The 17,897-nt window shown below is 66.4% G+C and carries 23 protein-coding genes; 13 read left to right on the forward strand and 10 right to left on the reverse strand.

Annotation, left to right across the window (positions count from 1 at the left end; all coding sequences use genetic code 11):
* Positions 1–14: 14 nt before the first annotated feature.
* Positions 15–854 carry an alpha/beta hydrolase gene (locus ACQ4OD_RS23320; protein ID WP_430945006.1) on the reverse strand — a complete coding sequence of 280 codons (840 nt, stop codon included), beginning with the start codon at positions 852–854 and terminating at the stop codon, positions 15–17.
* A 181-nt stretch (positions 855–1,035) separates the two neighbouring features.
* Between ACQ4OD_RS23320 and ACQ4OD_RS23325 the strand changes: the two genes are divergently transcribed.
* Both ACQ4OD_RS23325 and ACQ4OD_RS23330 read left to right on the forward strand, forming a co-directional pair.
* On the forward strand, positions 1,036–1,920 hold the full coding sequence (locus ACQ4OD_RS23325; RefSeq protein WP_430945007.1) for a sugar nucleotide-binding protein: 885 nt from the start codon (positions 1,036–1,038) through the stop codon (positions 1,918–1,920).
* Positions 1,913–2,845, forward strand: a complete 933-nt coding sequence (locus ACQ4OD_RS23330; protein ID WP_139668147.1) for an NAD-dependent epimerase/dehydratase family protein — start codon at positions 1,913–1,915, stop codon at positions 2,843–2,845. The genes ACQ4OD_RS23325 and ACQ4OD_RS23330 overlap by 8 nt, the downstream gene beginning before the upstream one ends.
* Before the next feature lie 30 nt (positions 2,846–2,875).
* Here ACQ4OD_RS23330 and ACQ4OD_RS23335 read toward each other — a convergent pair whose 3' ends face one another.
* Complete coding sequence (locus tag ACQ4OD_RS23335; RefSeq protein WP_430945008.1) at positions 2,876–3,316, reverse strand: winged helix-turn-helix transcriptional regulator; 441 nt, start codon at positions 3,314–3,316, stop codon at positions 2,876–2,878.
* 98 nt (positions 3,317–3,414) lie between these two features.
* On the opposite strand from ACQ4OD_RS23335, the gene ACQ4OD_RS23340 reads away from it, so the two are divergent.
* Entirely contained in the window at positions 3,415–4,638 is a 1,224-nt protein-coding gene (locus ACQ4OD_RS23340; RefSeq protein ID WP_430945015.1) for an MFS transporter, read from the forward strand.
* Here the strand turns inward: ACQ4OD_RS23340 and ACQ4OD_RS23345 are convergent.
* The 5 genes from ACQ4OD_RS23345 to ACQ4OD_RS23365 all read right to left on the reverse strand — a co-directional run bounded on the left by ACQ4OD_RS23345 (position 4,626) and on the right by ACQ4OD_RS23365 (position 8,534).
* Positions 4,626–5,309 (reverse strand): OmpW/AlkL family protein, encoded by a 684-nt coding sequence (locus ACQ4OD_RS23345; RefSeq protein WP_046857328.1) that lies wholly within the window; start codon positions 5,307–5,309, stop codon positions 4,626–4,628. The two genes, ACQ4OD_RS23340 and ACQ4OD_RS23345, sit on opposite strands and share 13 nt — an antisense overlap.
* Before the next feature lie 110 nt (positions 5,310–5,419).
* Positions 5,420–5,974: a DUF3299 domain-containing protein gene (locus tag ACQ4OD_RS23350; protein ID WP_408981066.1), complete on the reverse strand. Its 555-nt coding sequence runs from the start codon at positions 5,972–5,974 to the stop codon at positions 5,420–5,422.
* Positions 5,975–5,982: 8 nt separating this feature from the next.
* Complete coding sequence (locus ACQ4OD_RS23355) at positions 5,983–7,248, reverse strand: ABC transporter permease (RefSeq protein WP_110704223.1); 1,266 nt, start codon at positions 7,246–7,248, stop codon at positions 5,983–5,985.
* Positions 7,248–7,958 carry an ABC transporter ATP-binding protein gene (locus ACQ4OD_RS23360; protein ID WP_046857325.1) on the reverse strand — a complete coding sequence of 237 codons (711 nt, stop codon included), beginning with the start codon at positions 7,956–7,958 and terminating at the stop codon, positions 7,248–7,250. Before ACQ4OD_RS23360 ends, ACQ4OD_RS23355 begins: the two co-directional genes overlap by 1 nt.
* Positions 7,959–8,534: a DUF2796 domain-containing protein gene (locus ACQ4OD_RS23365; RefSeq protein ID WP_430945009.1), complete on the reverse strand. Its 576-nt coding sequence runs from the start codon at positions 8,532–8,534 to the stop codon at positions 7,959–7,961.
* A gap of 134 nt (positions 8,535–8,668) precedes the next feature.
* On the opposite strand from ACQ4OD_RS23365, the gene ACQ4OD_RS23370 reads away from it, so the two are divergent.
* Entirely contained in the window at positions 8,669–9,013 is a 345-nt protein-coding gene (locus ACQ4OD_RS23370; protein WP_139668151.1) for a hypothetical protein, read from the forward strand.
* 26 nt (positions 9,014–9,039) lie between these two features.
* Here ACQ4OD_RS23370 and trxA read toward each other — a convergent pair whose 3' ends face one another.
* Genes trxA through ACQ4OD_RS23385 form a run of 3 tightly spaced genes read right to left on the reverse strand, consistent with a single transcriptional unit; the run spans position 9,040 to position 11,071 of the window.
* Complete coding sequence (trxA, locus tag ACQ4OD_RS23375; protein ID WP_198754399.1) at positions 9,040–9,927, reverse strand: thioredoxin; 888 nt, start codon at positions 9,925–9,927, stop codon at positions 9,040–9,042.
* 31 nt (positions 9,928–9,958) lie between these two features.
* The gene (locus tag ACQ4OD_RS23380) at positions 9,959–10,618 is read right to left on the reverse strand and encodes a class I SAM-dependent methyltransferase (RefSeq protein ID WP_139668155.1); all 660 of its coding nucleotides are present in this window, start codon (positions 10,616–10,618) and stop codon (positions 9,959–9,961) included.
* Complete coding sequence (locus tag ACQ4OD_RS23385) at positions 10,619–11,071, reverse strand: YbaY family lipoprotein (protein WP_110704211.1); 453 nt, start codon at positions 11,069–11,071, stop codon at positions 10,619–10,621.
* A gap of 105 nt (positions 11,072–11,176) precedes the next feature.
* Between ACQ4OD_RS23385 and nrdR the strand changes: the two genes are divergently transcribed.
* The 9 genes from nrdR to ACQ4OD_RS23430 all read left to right on the forward strand — a co-directional run bounded on the left by nrdR (position 11,177) and on the right by ACQ4OD_RS23430 (position 17,892).
* Positions 11,177–11,641: a transcriptional regulator NrdR gene (gene nrdR, locus ACQ4OD_RS23390; RefSeq protein ID WP_009685710.1), complete on the forward strand. Its 465-nt coding sequence runs from the start codon at positions 11,177–11,179 to the stop codon at positions 11,639–11,641.
* Positions 11,642–11,643: 2 nt separating this feature from the next.
* Entirely contained in the window at positions 11,644–12,771 is a 1,128-nt protein-coding gene (gene ribD, locus ACQ4OD_RS23395) for a bifunctional diaminohydroxyphosphoribosylaminopyrimidine deaminase/5-amino-6-(5-phosphoribosylamino)uracil reductase RibD (protein ID WP_430945010.1), read from the forward strand.
* Between the two features lie 42 nt (positions 12,772–12,813).
* On the forward strand, positions 12,814–13,479 hold the full coding sequence (locus ACQ4OD_RS23400) for a riboflavin synthase (RefSeq protein WP_110704207.1): 666 nt from the start codon (positions 12,814–12,816) through the stop codon (positions 13,477–13,479).
* Between the two features lie 18 nt (positions 13,480–13,497).
* Positions 13,498–14,589 (forward strand): bifunctional 3,4-dihydroxy-2-butanone-4-phosphate synthase/GTP cyclohydrolase II, encoded by a 1,092-nt coding sequence (gene ribBA / locus ACQ4OD_RS23405; protein WP_038707258.1) that lies wholly within the window; start codon positions 13,498–13,500, stop codon positions 14,587–14,589.
* A 91-nt stretch (positions 14,590–14,680) separates the two neighbouring features.
* Positions 14,681–15,157, forward strand: a complete 477-nt coding sequence (ribH, locus tag ACQ4OD_RS23410) for a 6,7-dimethyl-8-ribityllumazine synthase (RefSeq protein ID WP_023631199.1) — start codon at positions 14,681–14,683, stop codon at positions 15,155–15,157.
* Entirely contained in the window at positions 15,154–15,654 is a 501-nt protein-coding gene (gene nusB, locus ACQ4OD_RS23415) for a transcription antitermination factor NusB (protein WP_023631200.1), read from the forward strand. Before ribH ends, nusB begins: the two co-directional genes overlap by 4 nt.
* Before the next feature lie 18 nt (positions 15,655–15,672).
* Complete coding sequence (gene thiL / locus ACQ4OD_RS23420) at positions 15,673–16,629, forward strand: thiamine-phosphate kinase (protein ID WP_198754400.1); 957 nt, start codon at positions 15,673–15,675, stop codon at positions 16,627–16,629.
* Positions 16,626–17,129, forward strand: a complete 504-nt coding sequence (locus tag ACQ4OD_RS23425) for a phosphatidylglycerophosphatase A family protein (RefSeq protein WP_023632630.1) — start codon at positions 16,626–16,628, stop codon at positions 17,127–17,129. Before thiL ends, ACQ4OD_RS23425 begins: the two co-directional genes overlap by 4 nt.
* Positions 17,130–17,145: 16 nt before the next feature.
* Positions 17,146–17,892, forward strand: coding sequence for a substrate-binding periplasmic protein (locus tag ACQ4OD_RS23430; protein WP_430945011.1), 747 nt, complete (start codon positions 17,146–17,148; stop codon positions 17,890–17,892).
* The last annotated feature ends 5 nt before the right edge of the window (positions 17,893–17,897 follow it).

Below are 17,897 nucleotides of genomic sequence, written 5' to 3' on the forward strand. Positions count from 1 at the left end.
GCGCTCCACCGAATTCAATCGAGAATGAACGCCGCCACCGCGTCGGCCACCTGATCCGCCACCTGTGGCCGGTCACGCAGGTGCGCGGCGATGCCGTGGTCGCAGTCGGTGAGCATCAGGCATTCCACATGGGGCGCCGGCACCGAACGCAGCAAGGCGTGGGTGACCTCCTCGGGGATCGGACTGTAGCGCTCGACTCCCGCCAGGCGCCGGGTGCCGGCCGAGGTGCCGGGGCCCTGGCCGTGCACCTTGGAGTTGAGCCCGTCATATTCGCCGATTACCAGCAGCACCCGGCCCTGGAACTGGCGCAGGAAGGCGTAGCTGTCGCAATCGAGGAACGCATAAGGCTTGCGGATCGCTTCGCTGAAGGCCGGACCGAAGGGAGCGGCATGGGCTGCATCGGGGTAGACCGCCGGGCAGATCAGCACCAGCTTGCGCACGTTGGGGCGCTGGGCGGCCAGCTTGAGGGCGATGGCGGCGCCCAGGCTGTGGCCGACCAGGGTGTCGCTGCGCGCGTCCAGATGCTGGTGGAAGCGCAGGGCTTCCTGCAGATTGCTGGCCAACGACGCGTCCTTTGCACCAGGCTCGCTGGCCAGGCTGTGGCCGGAGAGGTTGCCGGTCAGCGAACCGATCCCCTGCTGTTGCAGGCGATAGAGCAAAGGGTTCAGGCGGGTGAAATCGGAGCGGGCGCCGCCGACCACGAAGACCGTGGGGGCGCACTCATGTGCCGGGAGCAGCAGGCGAGCCTGTTGCCGATAGCCGTCGAAAGCCTCGTCGATGAAGCGTTCCGGGCCGGGAGCGGGTTCGTCGTATTGCCATCTGGCGCGCAGCGCGGTGTTCGGCTCGGCATCCATGTTGATCTCCTTGAACAGGCCATGCGCAGTATAAGTAGCTGTCGGCAAAGGCGGAACACCCGCCCGACCGGTTCGAATCGGCACGCGGCGCGCGCCAGGCCTTGCCTGGGTTGGACTTCCCCTGTCGGAAACAGCAAAATGAACCCTTTCCTCCATCGACCAGACCGGACCTGTTGACTCTATGCGTATGCGCCTGATGCTGTTGGGTGGTGGCAATGCCCTCGGGCAAGCGCTGATTCGTCTCGGGGCCGAGGAAGATATCGCTTTCCTGGCGCCTCGCCCTCCGGAAAACGGCTGGGATCCGGCCAGCCTGACCCTGCTGCTCGACGAGCAGCGCCCGCACACCGTGATCAACCTGGCCTACTACTTTGACTGGTTCCAGGCCGAGTCGGTCAGCGAGCAACGCCTGGCCCAGCAGGAGCGGGCGGTGGAGCGGCTCGCCGAGTTGTGCCAGCACCACGAGATGATCCTGGTGCAGCCGTCCAGCTACCGGGTGTTCGATGGCTCGCGCGCCACCGCCTACAGCGAGAAGGACGAACCGGTGCCGCTCGGCCTGCGTGGCCAGGCGCTGTGGCGCATCGAGCAGAGCGTGCGCGCCACCTGCCCGCAGCATGTGCTGCTGCGTTTCGGCTGGCTGCTGGATGAAAGCCTCGATGGCGCGCTCGGGCGTTTCCTGACCCGTGCCGAGCAGCCGCAGGAGTTGCTGCTGGCCGATGACCGCCGCGGCAACCCGACACCGGTGGACGACGCGGCACGGGTGATCCTCTCGGTGCTCAAGCAGCTCGATTGCCAGGCGCCGCTGTGGGGGACCTACCACTACGCCGGCAACGAGGCCACCACGCCGCTGGTGCTCGGCCAGGCGGTCCTTACCGAGGCCACCCAGTGGCGCAAGCTGGCCGTGCAGGCGCCCACCGCCCAGGCCCACGCCGCTCGCCCGGATGCCAGCGAGGAGCCGCAACACGCGGTACTGGCCTGCAAGAAGATCCTTCATACCTTCGGCATCAAGCCACGCGCCTGGCGCGCCGGCTTGCCGCCCCTACTGGACCGATTCTACCGACATGGCTGACGCCCCCATCCTGATCACCGGCGGTGCCGGCTTCATTGGCTCGCACCTGTGCGATGCGTTGCTGGAGAAAGGCTACGCGGTGCGTATCCTCGACGACCTGTCGACCGGCAAGCGCGACAACCTGCAGCTTGGCCACCCGCGCCTGGAACTGCTCGAGGGCGATGTCGCCGATGCCGCGCTGGTAGCCCGTGCCGCCAGTGGCTGCCAGGCGGTGGTGCACCTGGCCGCGGTGGCCTCGGTGCAAGCTTCGGTGGAAGACCCGGTGAAGACCCACCAGAGCAACTTCATCGGCACGCTGAACGTGTGCGAGGCGATGCGCCTGAACGGCATCCGCCGCGTGCTGTTCGCTTCCAGCGCGGCGGTGTACGGCAACAACGGCGAAGGCCAGTCGATTGCCGAAGACACCCCCAAGGCGCCGCTGACCCCCTACGCGGTGGACAAGCTGGCCAGCGAGCAGTACCTGGACTTCTACCGCCGCCAGCACGGGCTGGAGCCGGTGGTGTTCCGCTTCTTCAATATCTTCGGGCCACGCCAGGACCCTTCTTCGCCGTATTCAGGCGTGATCAGCATCTTCTGCGAGCGCGCCACCAGTGGCAAACCGATCACGGTGTTCGGTGATGGCGAGCAGACCCGCGACTTCCTGTTTGTCGGTGACCTGGTCCAGGTAATGGTGCAGGCGCTTGAGCAGCAGGCGGTGGAAGAGGGTGCGGTGAACATCGGCCTGAACCAGGCGACCTCGCTGAACCAGTTGCTCAAGGCGCTGGAACAGGTGGTGGGCGGTTTGCCTGCAATCAGCTACGGCCAGGCACGGTCGGGGGACATCCGCCATTCGCGGGCGGACAACTCGCGTTTGCTGGCACGTTTCGCATTTCCCGAGCCAACGCCGTTTGTCGAAGGCCTGGCCCGCTTGCTCGGCAAAGCTTGAGCCTCTCGCGGGGCTTGCCCCGCGATGACGTCACGAATGCCGGATCACCCGCCGCCGGCAATCCTCCGGCCCCAGCGCCCGCCCGTCCCGCGCCCGCACCTGCAACGTCTCCAGACCCTGGCCGCGATCGTCGACCAGCTGCGAGCGTGACTCTCCCGCCGTGAACAGGTAGCGCTCTCCCCATTGGCGCAAGCCGATCACGATCGGAAACGCCGAGCGGCCCTTCTCCGTCAGTACATATTCCTTGTAGGCACTGCCATCGGACGCAGGCTGCTGTGCCAGCAGCCCGGCCTTCACCAGCAGTTTCAGGCGCGAAGCGAGGATGTTCTTCGCCAGCCCGAGGTTTTTCTGCAATTCGCTGAAGCGGCACGGGCCATCGAAGGCATCGCGCAGGATCATCAGCGCCCAGCGCTCGCCGAGCACCTCCAGGGCGCGGGCCACTGGGCATTGCTGGTTGTTCTCGTCGAGCATGAGGCGTTCCTTGAGTGTGATCTGGTTGCAGAATAAAACCATGTTTGCTAGAAATCCAGTTTCATGGTTTTAAATTGAAACCAGATTTGGAGAGATTGCTGATGCCACCGCTCACTCGCGGATTGACGCTGTTGTTGGCTACCGCCTGCGCCCTGGCCGTGGCCACGGTGTACCTCGCCCAGCCGCTGCTCGAGGCCATGGCCGCGAGCCTCGGCGTAAGCGCTGCGCGCGCCGGCCTGGTGGTGGGCATGACCCAGGCCGGCTATGCCTTGGGTCTGTTGCTGATTGTGCCGCTGGGCGACCTGGTTGATCGTCGCCGGCTGATTGTCGGCCAGTTGCTGGCATCGGCCGGCGCGCTGTTGGCCGTGGCGTTTGCCGTGGACTGGGCCATGCTGCTGGCGGCGATGGCCATGGTCGGCCTGGCTGCGGTGGTGGTGCAGGTGATGGTCGCGCATGCCGCCACACTGGCCACGCCAGCTCAGCAGGGGCAGGCGGTGGGGACTGTCACCAGTGGCGTGGTGCTGGGGATCCTGTCAGCGCGCTTGGTCTCGGGTGCACTGGCTGACCTGCTGGGCTGGCACGGCGTATACGTCGTGGCGGCGGGGCTGGCGTTGGCCATGGCGTTGTTGCTGGCCTGGCGCTTGCCTGCTGTCAAGCCGCAGGGGCCGAGGCAGCGCTATCGGGTACTGTTGGTTTCAGTGCTGCGCTTGTACCGGCATGACCGTCTGCTACGTCAGCGCGGTGTGTTTGCGGTGCTGATCTTCGCGGCGTTCAGCGTGCTGTGGAGCGCGATGGTGTTGCCCCTGAGCGCCGCGCCCCTGGCTCTGGACCATACACAGGTCGGGCTGTTCGGCCTGGCCGGCGTGGCTGGCGCGCTGGCGGCGTCGCGTGCCGGGCGCCTGGCGGATCAAGGGCATGGCCGGCGGGTGAGCGGATGGGCGCTCGGGCTGTTGACGCTGTCATGGCTGCCCAGCGCCTACCTGGAGCAGTCACTGCTGGCGCTGGTGATCGGCGTGCTGATGCTGGACCTGGCCGTGCAGGCGGTGCATGTGACCAACCAGAGCCTGTTGCTGGCGGGGCGCGGCGAGATGGCCAGCCGGCTGATCGGCGCCTACATGTGCTGTTATTCGATCGGTAGCGGGGTGGGGGCGGTCGTGGCAACCTGGGTGTACGGGCAGTGGGGCTGGGTGGCGGTGTGCGGGGTGGGGGCGGGGATAAGCGCGGTTGCCTGGGGCTACTGGGGGTACCTGTGGTGGGGCGAGGCGGCGCGGGGCAAGCCCGCTCCAGAAGGAACGGGCTTGCCTGCGGATCAGAACTTGTAGCCGATGCCGACCATGTAGACCCATGGATCGACGTCCACGTCGACCTTGGTCTTGCCGACGCCCAGGGCGCTCGGGCCATCGATGCTGGCCTTGGTGTCGATGTCGACGTACCAGACCGCGGCGTTGAGCAGCAGGTTGTCGGTGAGCATGTAGTCCATGCCCAGTTGGCCGGCGATGCCTACCGAGTCCTTCAGCTTCATGTTGCTGAAGCCTTGGGCCTTGCGGTTGCTGCTCAGGTCTTCATCGAAGAACATCGTGTAGTTGATGCCCACGCCAGCGTAGGGCTGGAATTTGGAGCTTGGCTCCATCGGGTAGTACTGCAGCGACAGGGTCGGAGGCAACTGCTTGATGTCGGCCAGCTTGCCATCCAGGCCTGGACCGAGGCCCTTGACGCCGACTTTGTGCTGGAATGGCGTGGCGGCCAGCAGTTCCAGGCCGATGTGGTCGGTGAGCATGTAGGCGAAGGCCAGGCCCAGCTGGGTGTCGCTGTCCAGGGTCGCCTTGGTGCCCGAGACTTTGGCGCCATCGAGCTTGATGTCACCGCTGCTTTCGTTCGGCGCGGTGGTGATGGCGCCGGCGCGGAGGATGAAATCCCCCGCCTGGTGGGCGTGGGCAACAGGGGCTGCGAGCGCCAACGCGACGAGCGAGGCACTGAGCAAGGACTTGTTCATGGAAGCTCCCAGAGGACGTGAGTAATCGAGTAGTCCAATGGTACGAAGCTGACTAAACAGAAAGTTTGACCCAGCTCAACGAAGCCTCTTCAAACGGGCGTGCACAGTTCTCACTTCAGCTCATAAGCGTAGATTTTCTCGGCTTCCATCTGGTAGCCCGCATCGGCTAGCTCGCTGCTGGACGCCTTGACCTGCATCGTGCCTTCGATCCAGTAGGGTTGATAGAGGTCTTCGATACGCACGCCCATCTCGCTGAAGATGTGCACGATCTGGTTCGAGGGTGGCGGTGGCACGTGGATGCAGGCGCCGTAGTAGGGCACCAGGAGGAACTCGGTGGTGCGGCCTTCGTCGCTGACCTCCAGCGGCACGATGTAGCCGGGGATCTTCACGGGCTGGCCGTCCAAGGCCTTCACCACCGGTGCGTTTGGTGCCTGCTGGCGCGCGGCGGGGGCGGTCTCGGCAGCCAGCGCGTCGCTGATCTGCGACAGGTCGTGCAGCGGCGTCAGCTGCGGCGGGATGATCGGCGCGCCCTCGGGGATCAGCGCGGGCCAGTCCAGTTCACGAGGTTCGGCGGCACACACCGTGGATGCCAGCAAAACCACTGCCAGTAACAGGTAAAGCCAAGCAGTGGGGGCCTGCCTGTTGTCCATGGACGTCGCGGTCATGAAGGTTCTCAAAGATGAATCGACAGGCCATCGGCCAGCGACTGCCGGTAGGCACGCCAGGCTGGCACGCTGCCCATCAGCAGCGCCGCGCCAAGGATGATAGCCAGCAGCGTCCACTCATGGGCGCTTGGCCAGGCCAATGGCAGGTACAGCCCGTAGTTGGCCTGCACATAGCCCTGCGCCAGGGCAATGCCGGCATACAGCAAGCCAAGCCCGGCGGCGATGCCCGACAATGCCAGGGCCAGTGCCTCGAGCACCAGCAGCCCGGCGATATGCCAGGGACGGGCACCGACCGAACGCAGGATGGCCATCTCCCGGCGGCGCTCATTGAGGCTGGTGAGGATGGCCGTGAGCATGCCGATCAGACCGGTGAGCACAACGAACAGCGACACCACGAACAATGCCTGCTCGGCCGTGCCCATCAGGCTCCACAGCTCCTGCAGGGCCACGCCGGGCAGGATCGCCAGCAGGGGCTCGGCACGGTACTCGTTGATCTCGCGCTGCAAGCTGAACGTGGCGATCTTGCTGTTGAGCCCGAGCATGAAGGCGGTGATGGCGGTGGGCTGCAGGTCCATGGCGCGGGCCTGCTCGGCACTGATGCGCCCGGCGCCACGGGCCGGGACGCCGTTGTGCCAGTCGATGTGGATCGCTTCCATCCCTGCCAGGCTGATGTGCAGGGTGCGGTCCACCGGGGTGCCGGTGCGTTGGAGCACGCCGACCACGGTGAAGGGCTTGTCGTCGTGCTTGACCAGGCTGATGGCGGCCACGCCGTGCGCCAGTACCAGCTTGTCACCCAGTTTGTAGTGCAAGGCCTCGGCGACTTCGGCGCCCAGCACCACTTCGAACGGATCGTCGGCGAACGCCCGGCCCTGGTCGAGTGCCAGGTGCTGGCGGCGACCGAACTGGTAATGGCTGAAGTAGTCGGCGCTGGTGCCCATCACCCGGTAGCCACGGTGCGAGTCGCCCAGTGAAATCGGGATCGCCCACTTCACCCGTGGATCCTTGGCGTAATGCTCGTAGCTGTCCCAGCGGATGTTGTTGGTGGCATTGCCGATGCGGAACACCGAGTACAGCAGCAGATTCACCGACCCCGAACGGGCACCGACGATCAGGTCGGTGCCGCTGATGGTGCTGGCGAAACTGGCGCGGGCTTCGGTGCGTACCCGCTCGACGGCCAGCAGCAAGCACACCGACAGGGCGATGGCGAACGCGGTGAGCAGGGCGGTGAAACGGCGGTTGGCCAGGCTGGCCAGGGCAAGGCGAAGCAGGTACATCAGGCCTCCCGGGGCTTGGCGGCGCGATTGAGCTCGGCCAGGGACAGGTGGCGGTCGAACAGCGGCGCCAGGCTCTGGTCATGGCTGACGAACAGCAGGCTTGCGCCGGCGTCGCGGCATTCGTCGAACAACAGGCGGATGAACGCCTCGCGGGTGTCGGCGTCGAGGGCCGAGGTCGGCTCGTCGGCGATGACCAGCTCGGGCTGGCCGATCAGCGCCCTGGCCGCGGCGACCCGCTGCTGCTGCCCGATCGACAGGCTGTCGGCGCGGCGGGCGAGCAGTGCCGGGTCGTCCAGGCCCAGGTGGGCGAGCAACTGGGCAGCGGCCTGGTCGATGCTGCCATGGCGCTGGGCGGCGCGAGCGGCACGGCTTTTCGAGAAGCGGCAGGGCAGCTCGACGTTTTCGCGCACCGAGAGGAACGGCAACAGGTTGAACTGCTGGAAGATGTAGCCGGTGTGATCGACCCGGAAGCGGTCGCGTGCGCCCTGGCCCAAGGTCGCCAAGTCTTGGCCGAGCAGGCGGATGCTGCCCTGGCCTGGGCGGTTGACCCCGCCCAGCAGGCCGAGCAGGGTGGTCTTGCCACTGCCGCTGGGACCCTTGAGGAACAACGCCTCGCCGGGCTCCAGGCGAAACGCCGGGATCTCCAGCAGCGGCGCCTGGCCAGGCCAGGCGAACACCAGGTCATGCAGTTCGATCAGCGGCTGGCTCATTCAGAACTCGACCACGGCCTTGGCCGGGGTGGCTTCCACGCCTTTCTGGCCATTCGGGCCGATCAGTTGCACGTTGATCTTCTGGGTTTGCGGGAAGGTTTTGAACAGGCGGCCGAGGTCGATCTGGGTGAGTTTGCCCGGGGTGGCGCAGGTCAGCTGGTAATGGGCATTGATGTCGGCGTGCTGGTGCGCCTCGCCGCCAGCCTCGGGGGCATTACCGAACAGCGGGCTTTCCAGCTCCTGGGCCTCCTCCTTGCAACCGGCGGCCTGGGCGATGGCGAACAGCTTCAGGGGTTGTTCGAGCTGCTGGCGGGCGGCGGCAACCTTGGCTTTGTCGGCGTCGCTGCTGGCGGCGTGTTCGAAGCCGACCAGGTTCATCGCCGGGCTGTCCAGCGCCAGCTCGAGGACGTTGCCGTCGAGTACCGCGTTGAGCTTGGCCACGCCGTGCTCATGGGCACCGAGGGTGCCATGGGCGTGATCGTGATCGTGGTCATGGTCATGGTCGTGATCGTCGTGGGCATGGGCCACGGCCAGGGGAAGCAGGGCGAAGGGCAGGGCGAGCAACAGACGACGCATGGACGGCTCCACAGGCGGCTTGGGATGAATTTGTGATGTTATAACAATTTTTATTTGCGCCGCCAGCCTGCCTGGCACAGGTTTCATGTTCGTGGGAGCATGGCGCAATCGAGCCTGGAAACAAGGAAATAATCGTGAGAATTCGTGGACAGATCGGCGAGTGGCCGGTGGACCTGACTGTCGAGCTGGAGCCGCATGAATGGGCGCAGCTGGGGCGTAGGATGGATGCCCAGGCGCCGGTGGAAGCAGCGCCGGTCAGCGCCAGCCCGGCACCTCGACAGGATGACGGGCAGTGGGCGGCGGCGCGTGAAGTGCTGCGTCAGGCGGGTCAGATGGGTGGTCCGGAGCTGCTGGAGCGTCTGGAAGGTTTGGCCGGAAGCGTGGCGGCAGGCAAGCGGCTGCTGGTGCGGTTGCGCCATAGCAGTGAGGTGAAGGTGGAAAGTGGCGTGGATGCGCCGGTGTATCGCTGGGTGGGATGAGGGGCTGCATAGCAGCCCCAGCAGCCTCAGAACAACGCGGAAGAGAGCTTGCGGCGGTACACACTGACCAGCGGATGCTCGGTGCCCAGCAGCTCGAACACCTGTAGCAGCGCCTTCTGTGGCAGGCCGTTCTCGTAGGCGCGGTTGCGCTGGAACAGCTTCAACAGACCATCCATCGCGGCCTCGTACTGCTGGCGTGCCAACTGCTGGATGCACAGCTGGTAGGCTGCTTCGTCATCCTGCGGATTCTGCGCCAGGCGGCTCTTCAGCTCCGCGGCTTCCGGCAGGCTGGCGGCCTGGCGCAGGAAGGTCAGCTGGGCCTTGGCGCCGGCCAGTGCGGCCTTGTGCTCGTCGGTCTTGACCGCGTCGAGCACCACCTGGGCCTCGCCCAGCTCGCCGCGCTCGGCCAGGCAGCGGGCGTAGAGGATCAGCGCCTCGGCATTGCTGTTGTCTTCACCCAGCAGCACCTGCAGCAGGGCCTCGGCCTCGCTGAAGCGACTTTCGGCGAACAGCGCCTTGGCCTGCTCCAGCGGCGCGGCGGCGGGCGGCGCGGGCATCTGCACATGGGGTTCGAGCATGGCGCGGATGGCCGACTCGGGCTGCGCGCCGGCAAAACCATCGACCGGTTGACCATCCTTGAACAGCACCACGGTCGGCAGGCTGCGGATGCCGAACTGGGCGACGATCTGCTGCTCGACGTCGCAGTTGATCTTGGCCAGCAGCAGCTCGCCCTGATAACCCTCGGCGATCTTCGCCAACAGCGGCATCAGTGCCTTGCACGGCGCGCACCATTCGGCCCAGAAGTCGACCAGTACCGGCTTGTGGAAGGAGTTCTCGATGACCAGTTGCTGGAAGTTGGCATCGGTGGCATCGAAGATATAGGGCAGGTTCTGGTTAACTGGCGCTTGGCTCATCGCAACTCTCGCAAATCCGTGAATGCCCCCACTATAAGGGCTCGCGGCTGGCGTGGTACAGGCTGACGCGGCGGAATTCGTGCGGCTCGGCCAGATCCGGCAGGGTTAGCGCTTCCAGCACGCCGAGCGGGCGGTACAGCGGATGGCTGAAGTCACGCACCCGCGAGTCGGCCACCAGTGCCTGGCGGCCACGGCTGAGGAATGCGTCCAGCAACGGCAGGTTGGCGCGGTCGTACAGTACATCGGCGACCAGAATCAGGTCGAAGCGGTCGTCCTCGGCGAAGAAATCGCGGCTGTAGCCCAGCGTCACGCCGTTCAGTGCGGCGTTGGCGCGGCAGGCGTCCAAGGCCAACGGGTCGAGGTCGCAGGCCACTACTTCCAGCGCGCCGGCCCGGGCGGCGGCGATTCCGGCGATGCCGGAGCCTGCGCCGAAATCCAGCACGCGCTTGCCACGCACCCAGTGCGGTTGCTCGGCCAGGTAGCGCGCCATGGCCAGGCCGCTGGCCCAGCAGAAGCTCCAGTAGGGTGGCTCTTCGAGAATGCGCCGGGTTTCCTCGCTGCTGAATGCGCGATCCATGTTCTGGTCGTCGATCAACCAGAGTTTCAGATCGCATTCGGGCAGTTCGCTGACGATCAGGCGCGCTTCGCCGATCAGGCGGCTCAAGGCCTGTTGCAGGGCCAGCGGGGCCATCTACGGTGCCTTTTCGAAACGCAGCGGGCCGGTGGCCTGGGTCTGGGCCTGGGCGATGCGCACCGGAGGGAGGTGCAGGATCAGTTGCCCGGAGCGGCTGGCGCGGCCACGCAGTTCGACCCGCGCGCCGGCAGGGAAGGCTTCGGGGTTGAAGCGCAGGCGGTAGGGCAGGGCCTGGCCGGTGCCGCTCAGGGTACTGCTGGCCAGCAGTTGCTGTGGGCGGCCGCGCTCGTCGATCACCAGCAGGGCCAGCTCCACATCGGCACCTGCCGGGATTTCCATCAGGGTACCGCTCAGCTCGCGCTGGTAGGCCGGCAGCGGGCCCAGGGGTTCGGTCTTCTTCGCCACCTTGGCCGGCACCGGCGCCGGGGCCTGTTCCGGCTTGGGGCGGTCGCTGCCGCAGGCGGCGAGCAGGGCGGCGCAACACAGCACGACGAGCGCTCGAGGGTACATGGGGTCGTCCTTCACGGGCAGATTTGCATGGATGGTAAACCCTTTGGCTTGTCTTGCCAGTGCAATGCGCTACCATGGCCCTCCCTTTTTTTGTTGCCTGCCACCATGCACTGTCCGTTTTGCGGCGCCAACGACACCAAGGTCATCGACTCGCGCCTGGTCGCCGAGGGCGAACAGGTGCGTCGCCGTCGCGAGTGCGTCGCTTGCGGCGAACGTTTCACCACCTTCGAAACCGCCGAGCTGGTGCTGCCGCGGCTGATCAAGCAGGACGGCACGCGCCAGCCCTTCGATGAGGACAAGCTGCGGGCCGGCATGCAGCGCGCGCTGGAAAAGCGCCCGGTCAGCGTCGAGCGCCTGGAAGCGGCGCTGGCGCACATCAAGAGCCGCCTGCGTGCCACTGGCGAGCGTGAAGTGAAATCGCTGGTGGTCGGTGAGATGGTGATGGCCGAGCTGCGCAAGCTCGACGAAGTGGCCTACATCCGATTCGCCTCGGTCTACCGGCGTTTCCAGGACCTCGACGAATTCCGCGAAGAAATCGACCGCCTGGCCCGCGAGCCAGCCAAAGAGTAAGCATGTCCAGCCAAACCATTCTCGACGCCCACTACATGGCCCGGGCCGTGGAACTGGCCCGCAAGGGCCTGTACAGCACCCACCCCAACCCCCGCGTGGGCTGCGTGATCGTGCGCGATGGCGAGGTGGTCGGCGAGGGCTGGCATGTGCGTGCTGGCGAGCCGCACGCCGAGGTCCACGCCCTGCGCCAGGCCGGCGAGCGCGCCCGAGGCGCCTGTGCCTACGTCACCCTCGAGCCCTGCAGCCACCATGGGCGCACGCCGCCGTGCGCCGAAGCCCTGGTCAACGCCGGGGTGGCGCGGGTGGTGGCGGCCATGCAGGACCCCAACCCGCAAGTGGCCGGCAATGGCCTGCGCCGTCTGCGCGAGGCCGGCATCGAGGTCGCCAGCGGGGTGCTCGAAGCCGAGGCCCGCGCCCTCAACCCAGGCTTCCTCAAACGTATGGAGCACGGCCTGCCATTCGTGCGCGCCAAGCTGGCGATGAGCCTGGACGGTCGCACTGCCATGGCCAGTGGCGAGAGCCAGTGGATCACCGGCCCCGCCGCCCGTGCCGCGGTCCAGCGCCTGCGCGCCCGGTCCAGCGTGGTGCTGACCAGCGCCGAAAGCGTGCTGTTCGACAACGCCCGCATGACCGTGCGTGGCGAAGAACTGGGCCTGGATGAGGCGCTCACCGCCCTGGCCGTGTCGCGCCCGCCGCTGCGCGTGCTGATTGACGGGCGCCTGCGCCTGCCACTGGACGCGCCGTTCTTCCAGGCCGGCCCGGCGCTGGTGGTGACTGCCGCCGGCGAGGACCCTCGTTATGCCGCCGCCGGCCATGAGTTGCTCGACCTGCCCGGCAGCGACGGCCGCGTCGACTTGCCGGCCCTGCTGCGGGTGCTGGGCGGGCGCGGCGTCAACGAAATCCTCCTGGAAGCCGGCGCCGGCCTGGTCGGCGCCTTCGCCCGCCAAGGCCTGGTCGACGAGTACCAGTTGTTCGTCGCCGGCACCTTCCTCGGCTCCGATGCCCGTCCGCTGCTGGACTGGCCGTTGTCGAAAATGAGCGAGGCGCCGCGGCTGAAGATTACCGACATGCGCGCGGTCGGCGATGACTGGCGAGTCACTGCCATCCCCCTGCCGGCCCCCGGCGTATAATGCCTGGCTTGCTTCGCGCAGCCCGTACTTGAGGAGAACAGCATGTTCACCGGCATCATCGAATCCATCGGCACCATCCGCAGCCTCACCCCCAAGGGCGGTGATGTACGTGTCTATGTCGAGACCGGCAAGCTCGACCTGGCCGACGTCAAGCTTGGCGACAGCATCGCGGTCAACGGCGTGTGCCTGACCGCCGTCGAGCTGCCCGGCGACGGCTTCTGGGCCGACGTCAGCGTCGAGACCCTCAAGCGCACGGCCATGATCGACCTCAAGAGCGGCAGCCGGGTCAACCTGGAAAAGGCCCTGACCCCGACCACCCGCCTGGGCGGCCACCTGGTCAGCGGCCACGTCGACGGTGTCGGCGAGATCGTCTCGCGCGCCGATAGCGCCCGCGCCATCCAGTTCCGCGTGCGTGCGCCCAAGGAGCTGGCCAAGTACATCGCCCACAAGGGCTCGATCACCGTCGACGGCACCAGCCTGACGGTCAACGAAGTCGATGGCGCCGAGTTCGAGCTGACCATCGTCCCGCACACCCTGTCCGAAACCATCATGGCCGACTACCGAGCAGGGCGTCGGGTGAACCTTGAGGTCGACCTGCTGGCCCGTTACCTGGAGCGTCTGCTGCTGGGCGACAAGGCCGCCGAGCCGAGCAAAGGCAGTGGCATCACCGAAAGCTTCCTGGCCGCCAACGGCTTCTTGAAATCCTGATTGAGAAGGGGGTGCCGCGTGGCGCTCAACAGCATCGAAGAACTGGTCGAAGACATCCGCCAGGGCAAAATGGTCATCCTCATGGATGACGAAGACCGCGAGAACGAAGGCGACATCATCATGGCAGCAGAGTGCTGCCTGCCCGAGCACATCAATTTCATGGCCAAGCACGCCCGTGGCCTGATCTGCATGCCGATGACCCGCGAACGCTGCGAAACCCTGAAGCTGCCGCTGATGGCGCCGCGCAATGGTTCGGGCTTCGGCACCAAGTTCACTGTGTCGATCGAGGCCGCCGAAGGCGTCACCACCGGCATCTCCGCCGCCGACCGCGCCCGTACCGTGCAGGCCGCCGCGGCCAAGGACGCCAAGGCCGAGGACATCGTCAGCCCTGGGCATATCTTCCCGCTGATGGCCCAGCCCGGCGGCACCCTGGCCCGTGCCGGCCACACCGAGGCGGCCTGCGACCTGGCGCGCATGGCCGGTTTCGAGCCAAGCGGGGTGATCTGCGAGGTGATGAACGACGACGGCACCATGTCGCGCCGCGCCGAGCTGGAAGTGTTCGCCGCCGAGCATGGCTTGAAGATCGGCACCATCGCCGACCTGATCCACTACCGCATGATCCACGAGCGCACCGTGCAGCGCGTGTCCGAGCAGCCGATCGAGAGCGAGCTGGGCGAATTCAACCTGGTCACCTACCGTGACGCGGTGGAAGGCGACGTGCACATGGCCCTGACGCTCGGCAAGATCTGCGCCGAAGAGCCGACGCTGGTGCGGGTGCACAACATGGATCCGCTGCGCGACCTGCTGCTGGTCAAGCAGCCCGGGCGCTGGAGCCTGCGCGCGGCCATGGCGGCGGTGGCCGAGGCCGGCAGCGGCGTGGTGCTGCTGCTGGGCCACCCGCTGGACGGCGACGTGCTGCTGGCGCACATCCGCGAAAGCGCGGGCGATGCGCAGCCCAAGGCACCCACCACCTACAGCACCGTCGGTGCCGGTTCGCAGATCCTGCGCGACCTCGGTGTGCGCAAGATGCGCCTGATGAGTTCGCCGATGAAGTTCAATGCGATATCCGGATTCGATCTGGAAGTTGTAGAATACGTGCCCTCCGAGTGACTTGAGGCGGCCTGATCGCCCTTAAGCTCGAGTCAAAACCCTCCCGAGGCCGCCACAGCGCGGCCTCGCTCTTGAAGATGAGAACTCCGGAATGACCCTGAAGACCATCGAAGGTACCTTCATCGCCCCCAAAGGTCGCTATGCTTTGGTGGTTGGCCGCTTCAACAGCTTCGTCGTCGAAAGCCTGGTAAGCGGTGCAGTCGATGCCCTGGTACGCCACGGCGTCAGCGAAAGCGACATCACCATCATCCGTGCCCCGGGCGCGTTCGAAATCCCGCTGGTGGCACAGAAAGTCGCCCAACAGGGCGCTTATGACGCGATCGTCGCCCTGGGCGCGGTGATCCGTGGCGGTACCCCGCACTTCGAATACGTGGCGGGCGAGTGCACCAAGGGCCTGGCCCAGGTGTCCATGGAGTTCGGTGTTCCGGTGGCCTTCGGCGTACTGACCGTCGATTCCATCGAGCAGGCCATCGAGCGTTCCGGCACCAAGGCCGGCAACAAAGGTGCCGAAGCTGCCCTGTCCGCTCTGGAAATGGTCAGCCTGCTGGCGCAGTTGGAGGCCAAGTGATTAGCGACGAAAGCGATCGTTTCAACCCGCGCGATCCAAAACCCGCGGATGCCGGCAAGCCCTCGAAGAGCGCCAAGCGTCGCGAAGCCCGCAAGCTCGCCACGCAAGCGCTCTACCAGTGGCACATGGCCAAGCATTCGCTGAACGAGGTCGAGGCGCAGTTCCGGGTCGACAACGATTTCACCGATATCGACGGCGCCTACTTCCGCGAGATCCTGCACGGGGTCCCGGCGAAGAAGGCCGAGATCGACGAGGCGCTCAAGCCTTGCCTGGATACGCCGCTGGAAGAGCTCGACCCGGTCGAGCTGGCCGTGCTGCGCCTGTCCACCTGGGAGTTCATGATGCGCGTCGACGTGCCGTACCGCGTCGTCATCAACGAAGGTGTGGAGCTGGCGAAGGTGTTCGGCGCCACTGACGGCCACAAGTTCGTCAACGGCGTGCTCGACAAGCTGGCTCCGCGTCTGCGTGAGGCGGAAGTCAAGGCGAACAAGCGCTGATCGCGGCGCTGACGAGCCATGGGTGAGTTCGAGCTGATCCGTCATTTCTTCGCCGCAGCGCCCTGTGCGCAGGGCGGCGAGGGCGTGGCCCTGGGGATCGGCGACGACTGTGCCCTGCTGGACCTGCCTGCCGGCGAGCAGCTGGCGATCTCCACCGACACGCTCGTGGCCGGTGTGCATTTCCCCGCAGTGTGCGACCCGTTGCTACTCGGCCAGCGTTCGCTGGCCGTGGCGGTCAGCGACCTGGCGGCCATGGGCGCCACGGCCATCGGCTTTACCCTTGCCCTCACCTTGCCCCAGGTCGGCGCGCAATGGCTTGCCGGCTTTGCCGACGGCCTCGGCCGCATGGCCGCGCGCTGCGGCATCAGCCTGATTGGTGGCGACACCACCCGCGGCCCGTTGAGCATCACCGTGACCGTGTTTGGCCGGGTGCCGACCGGTCAGGCGCTGCGTCGCAGCGGCGCGCAGCCGGGCGACCTGCTGTGTGTCGGTGGTTTCCTGGGCAATGCGGCAGGGGCCTTGCCGCTGGTGCTGGGCGAACGCGAGGCGGCTGCCGATGTGGCCGGTCCGCTGCTGGAGCACTATTGGTCGCCCTTGCCACAACTGCAACTTGGCGAGCGCCTGCGCGGCCTGGCCACGGCGGCGCTGGATGTTTCCGACGGCCTGCTGGCCGACTGCGGGCATATCGCCAAGGCGTCCGGCGTAGCGCTGCAGGTGAACCTGGCGCAGGTCCCCGTGTCTGCTCCTTTACAGGCTTTCCTCGGTCGAGAAGCGGCCTTGCATGCAGCGCTCACCGGTGGTGACGACTACGTGCTGGCGTTCACCGTGCCGGAAAGCGCACTGACCGCCCTGGCCCGCGAGGTGCACGTCATCGGTCGTGTACTGGAAGGCCAGGGCGTGACCTTGCGTGACCCGCAAGGCCAGGACATCACCCCCGTGCAGCGGGGCTATCAACATTTCAGGGAGACACCGTGACCGACCACCCCAACCAGGTGCCTGCGGAGTTCGTTCCGCCTTCGGTCTGGCGCAACCCGTGGCACTTCATCGCCTTCGGCTTCGGCTCCGGGACTTTGCCCAAGGCCCCGGGAACCTGGGGTTCGCTGGTGGCGCTGCCGTTCATCCCGCTGTGGCAGATGTTGCCCGACTGGGGCTATTGGCTGTTGCTGGGCATCAGCATGCTGTTCGGCGTGTGGTTGTGCGGCAAGGTGGCCAACGACTTGCGCGTGCACGACCACGAGGGCATTGTCTGGGACGAGATCGTCGGCATGTGGATCACCCTGTGGCTGGTGCCGGAAGGCTGGCAGTGGCTGCTGGCGGGGTTCCTGATGTTCCGCTTCTTCGACATCCTCAAGCCGTGGCCGATCCGCTGGGTCGACCGCCATGTGCATGGTGGGTTCGGCATCATGCTCGACGATATCCTGGCCGGCGTGTTCGCCTGGCTGGGCATGCAGGTTCTGGTGTGGGCGGTGGCCTGAGACAGGGAGCGTTGCAATGGGCCTGAAGGCTGTGGTGCTGGCATCGATGCTATTGGTCGCGGGACCGGGTGCGATGGCCCAGGAGGCGCCGGCGCAGGTGCGTCTGGTCAGCGAGGCGTGGGTCGACTACACCAATGCCGATGGCAGCGGGCTGGCCTGGGACGTGTTGCGCAAGGTGTTCGAGCCGGCCGGGGTCAAGGTCGTGGTCAAGAGCGCGCCCTACAGCCGCGCCGTCGGGCTGGTGAAACGCGGCGAGGCGGATGCCTGGGTAGGCTCCTACAAGGAAGAGAACGCTGACAACCTGTACCCGCAGTGGTACTTCGACCAGGACCATATCTATGCCCTGGGCCTGGTCGACAAACCGGTGCCAACGCTCGAGACCATCGGCCAGTACCGGCTGGCCTGGGTGCGCGGCTACGACTACGCCAGCTATCTGCCCGAGGTCCACAACTTCCGCGAGATCCGGCGGCGCGAGGGCATCCTGCCCATGCTCGAACATGACCGGGTCGATTTCTACATCGATGCGCTCGCCGAGGTCGACTACGTGCTTGGCCAGGCGCCCGATGCCACGCGCTTTCGCCGCACCCACGTCGCCGAGCTGCCGTTGTACCTGGCCTTCGCCCACAGCGAACAGGGCAAGGCCCTGCGCGACCTGTTCGACCGGCGCATGGAGCAACTGGTGCGCAGTGGCGAGCTGAAGCCGATCTTCGAGCGCTGGAAGCAGCCTTATCCGTTTACGGCTGATCACCTGCCTCATCAATAAATGCC

The sequence above is a fragment of the Pseudomonas sp. WC1 genome (genome assembly GCF_050586565.1).
GTDB lineage: Bacteria > Pseudomonadota > Gammaproteobacteria > Pseudomonadales > Pseudomonadaceae > Aquipseudomonas.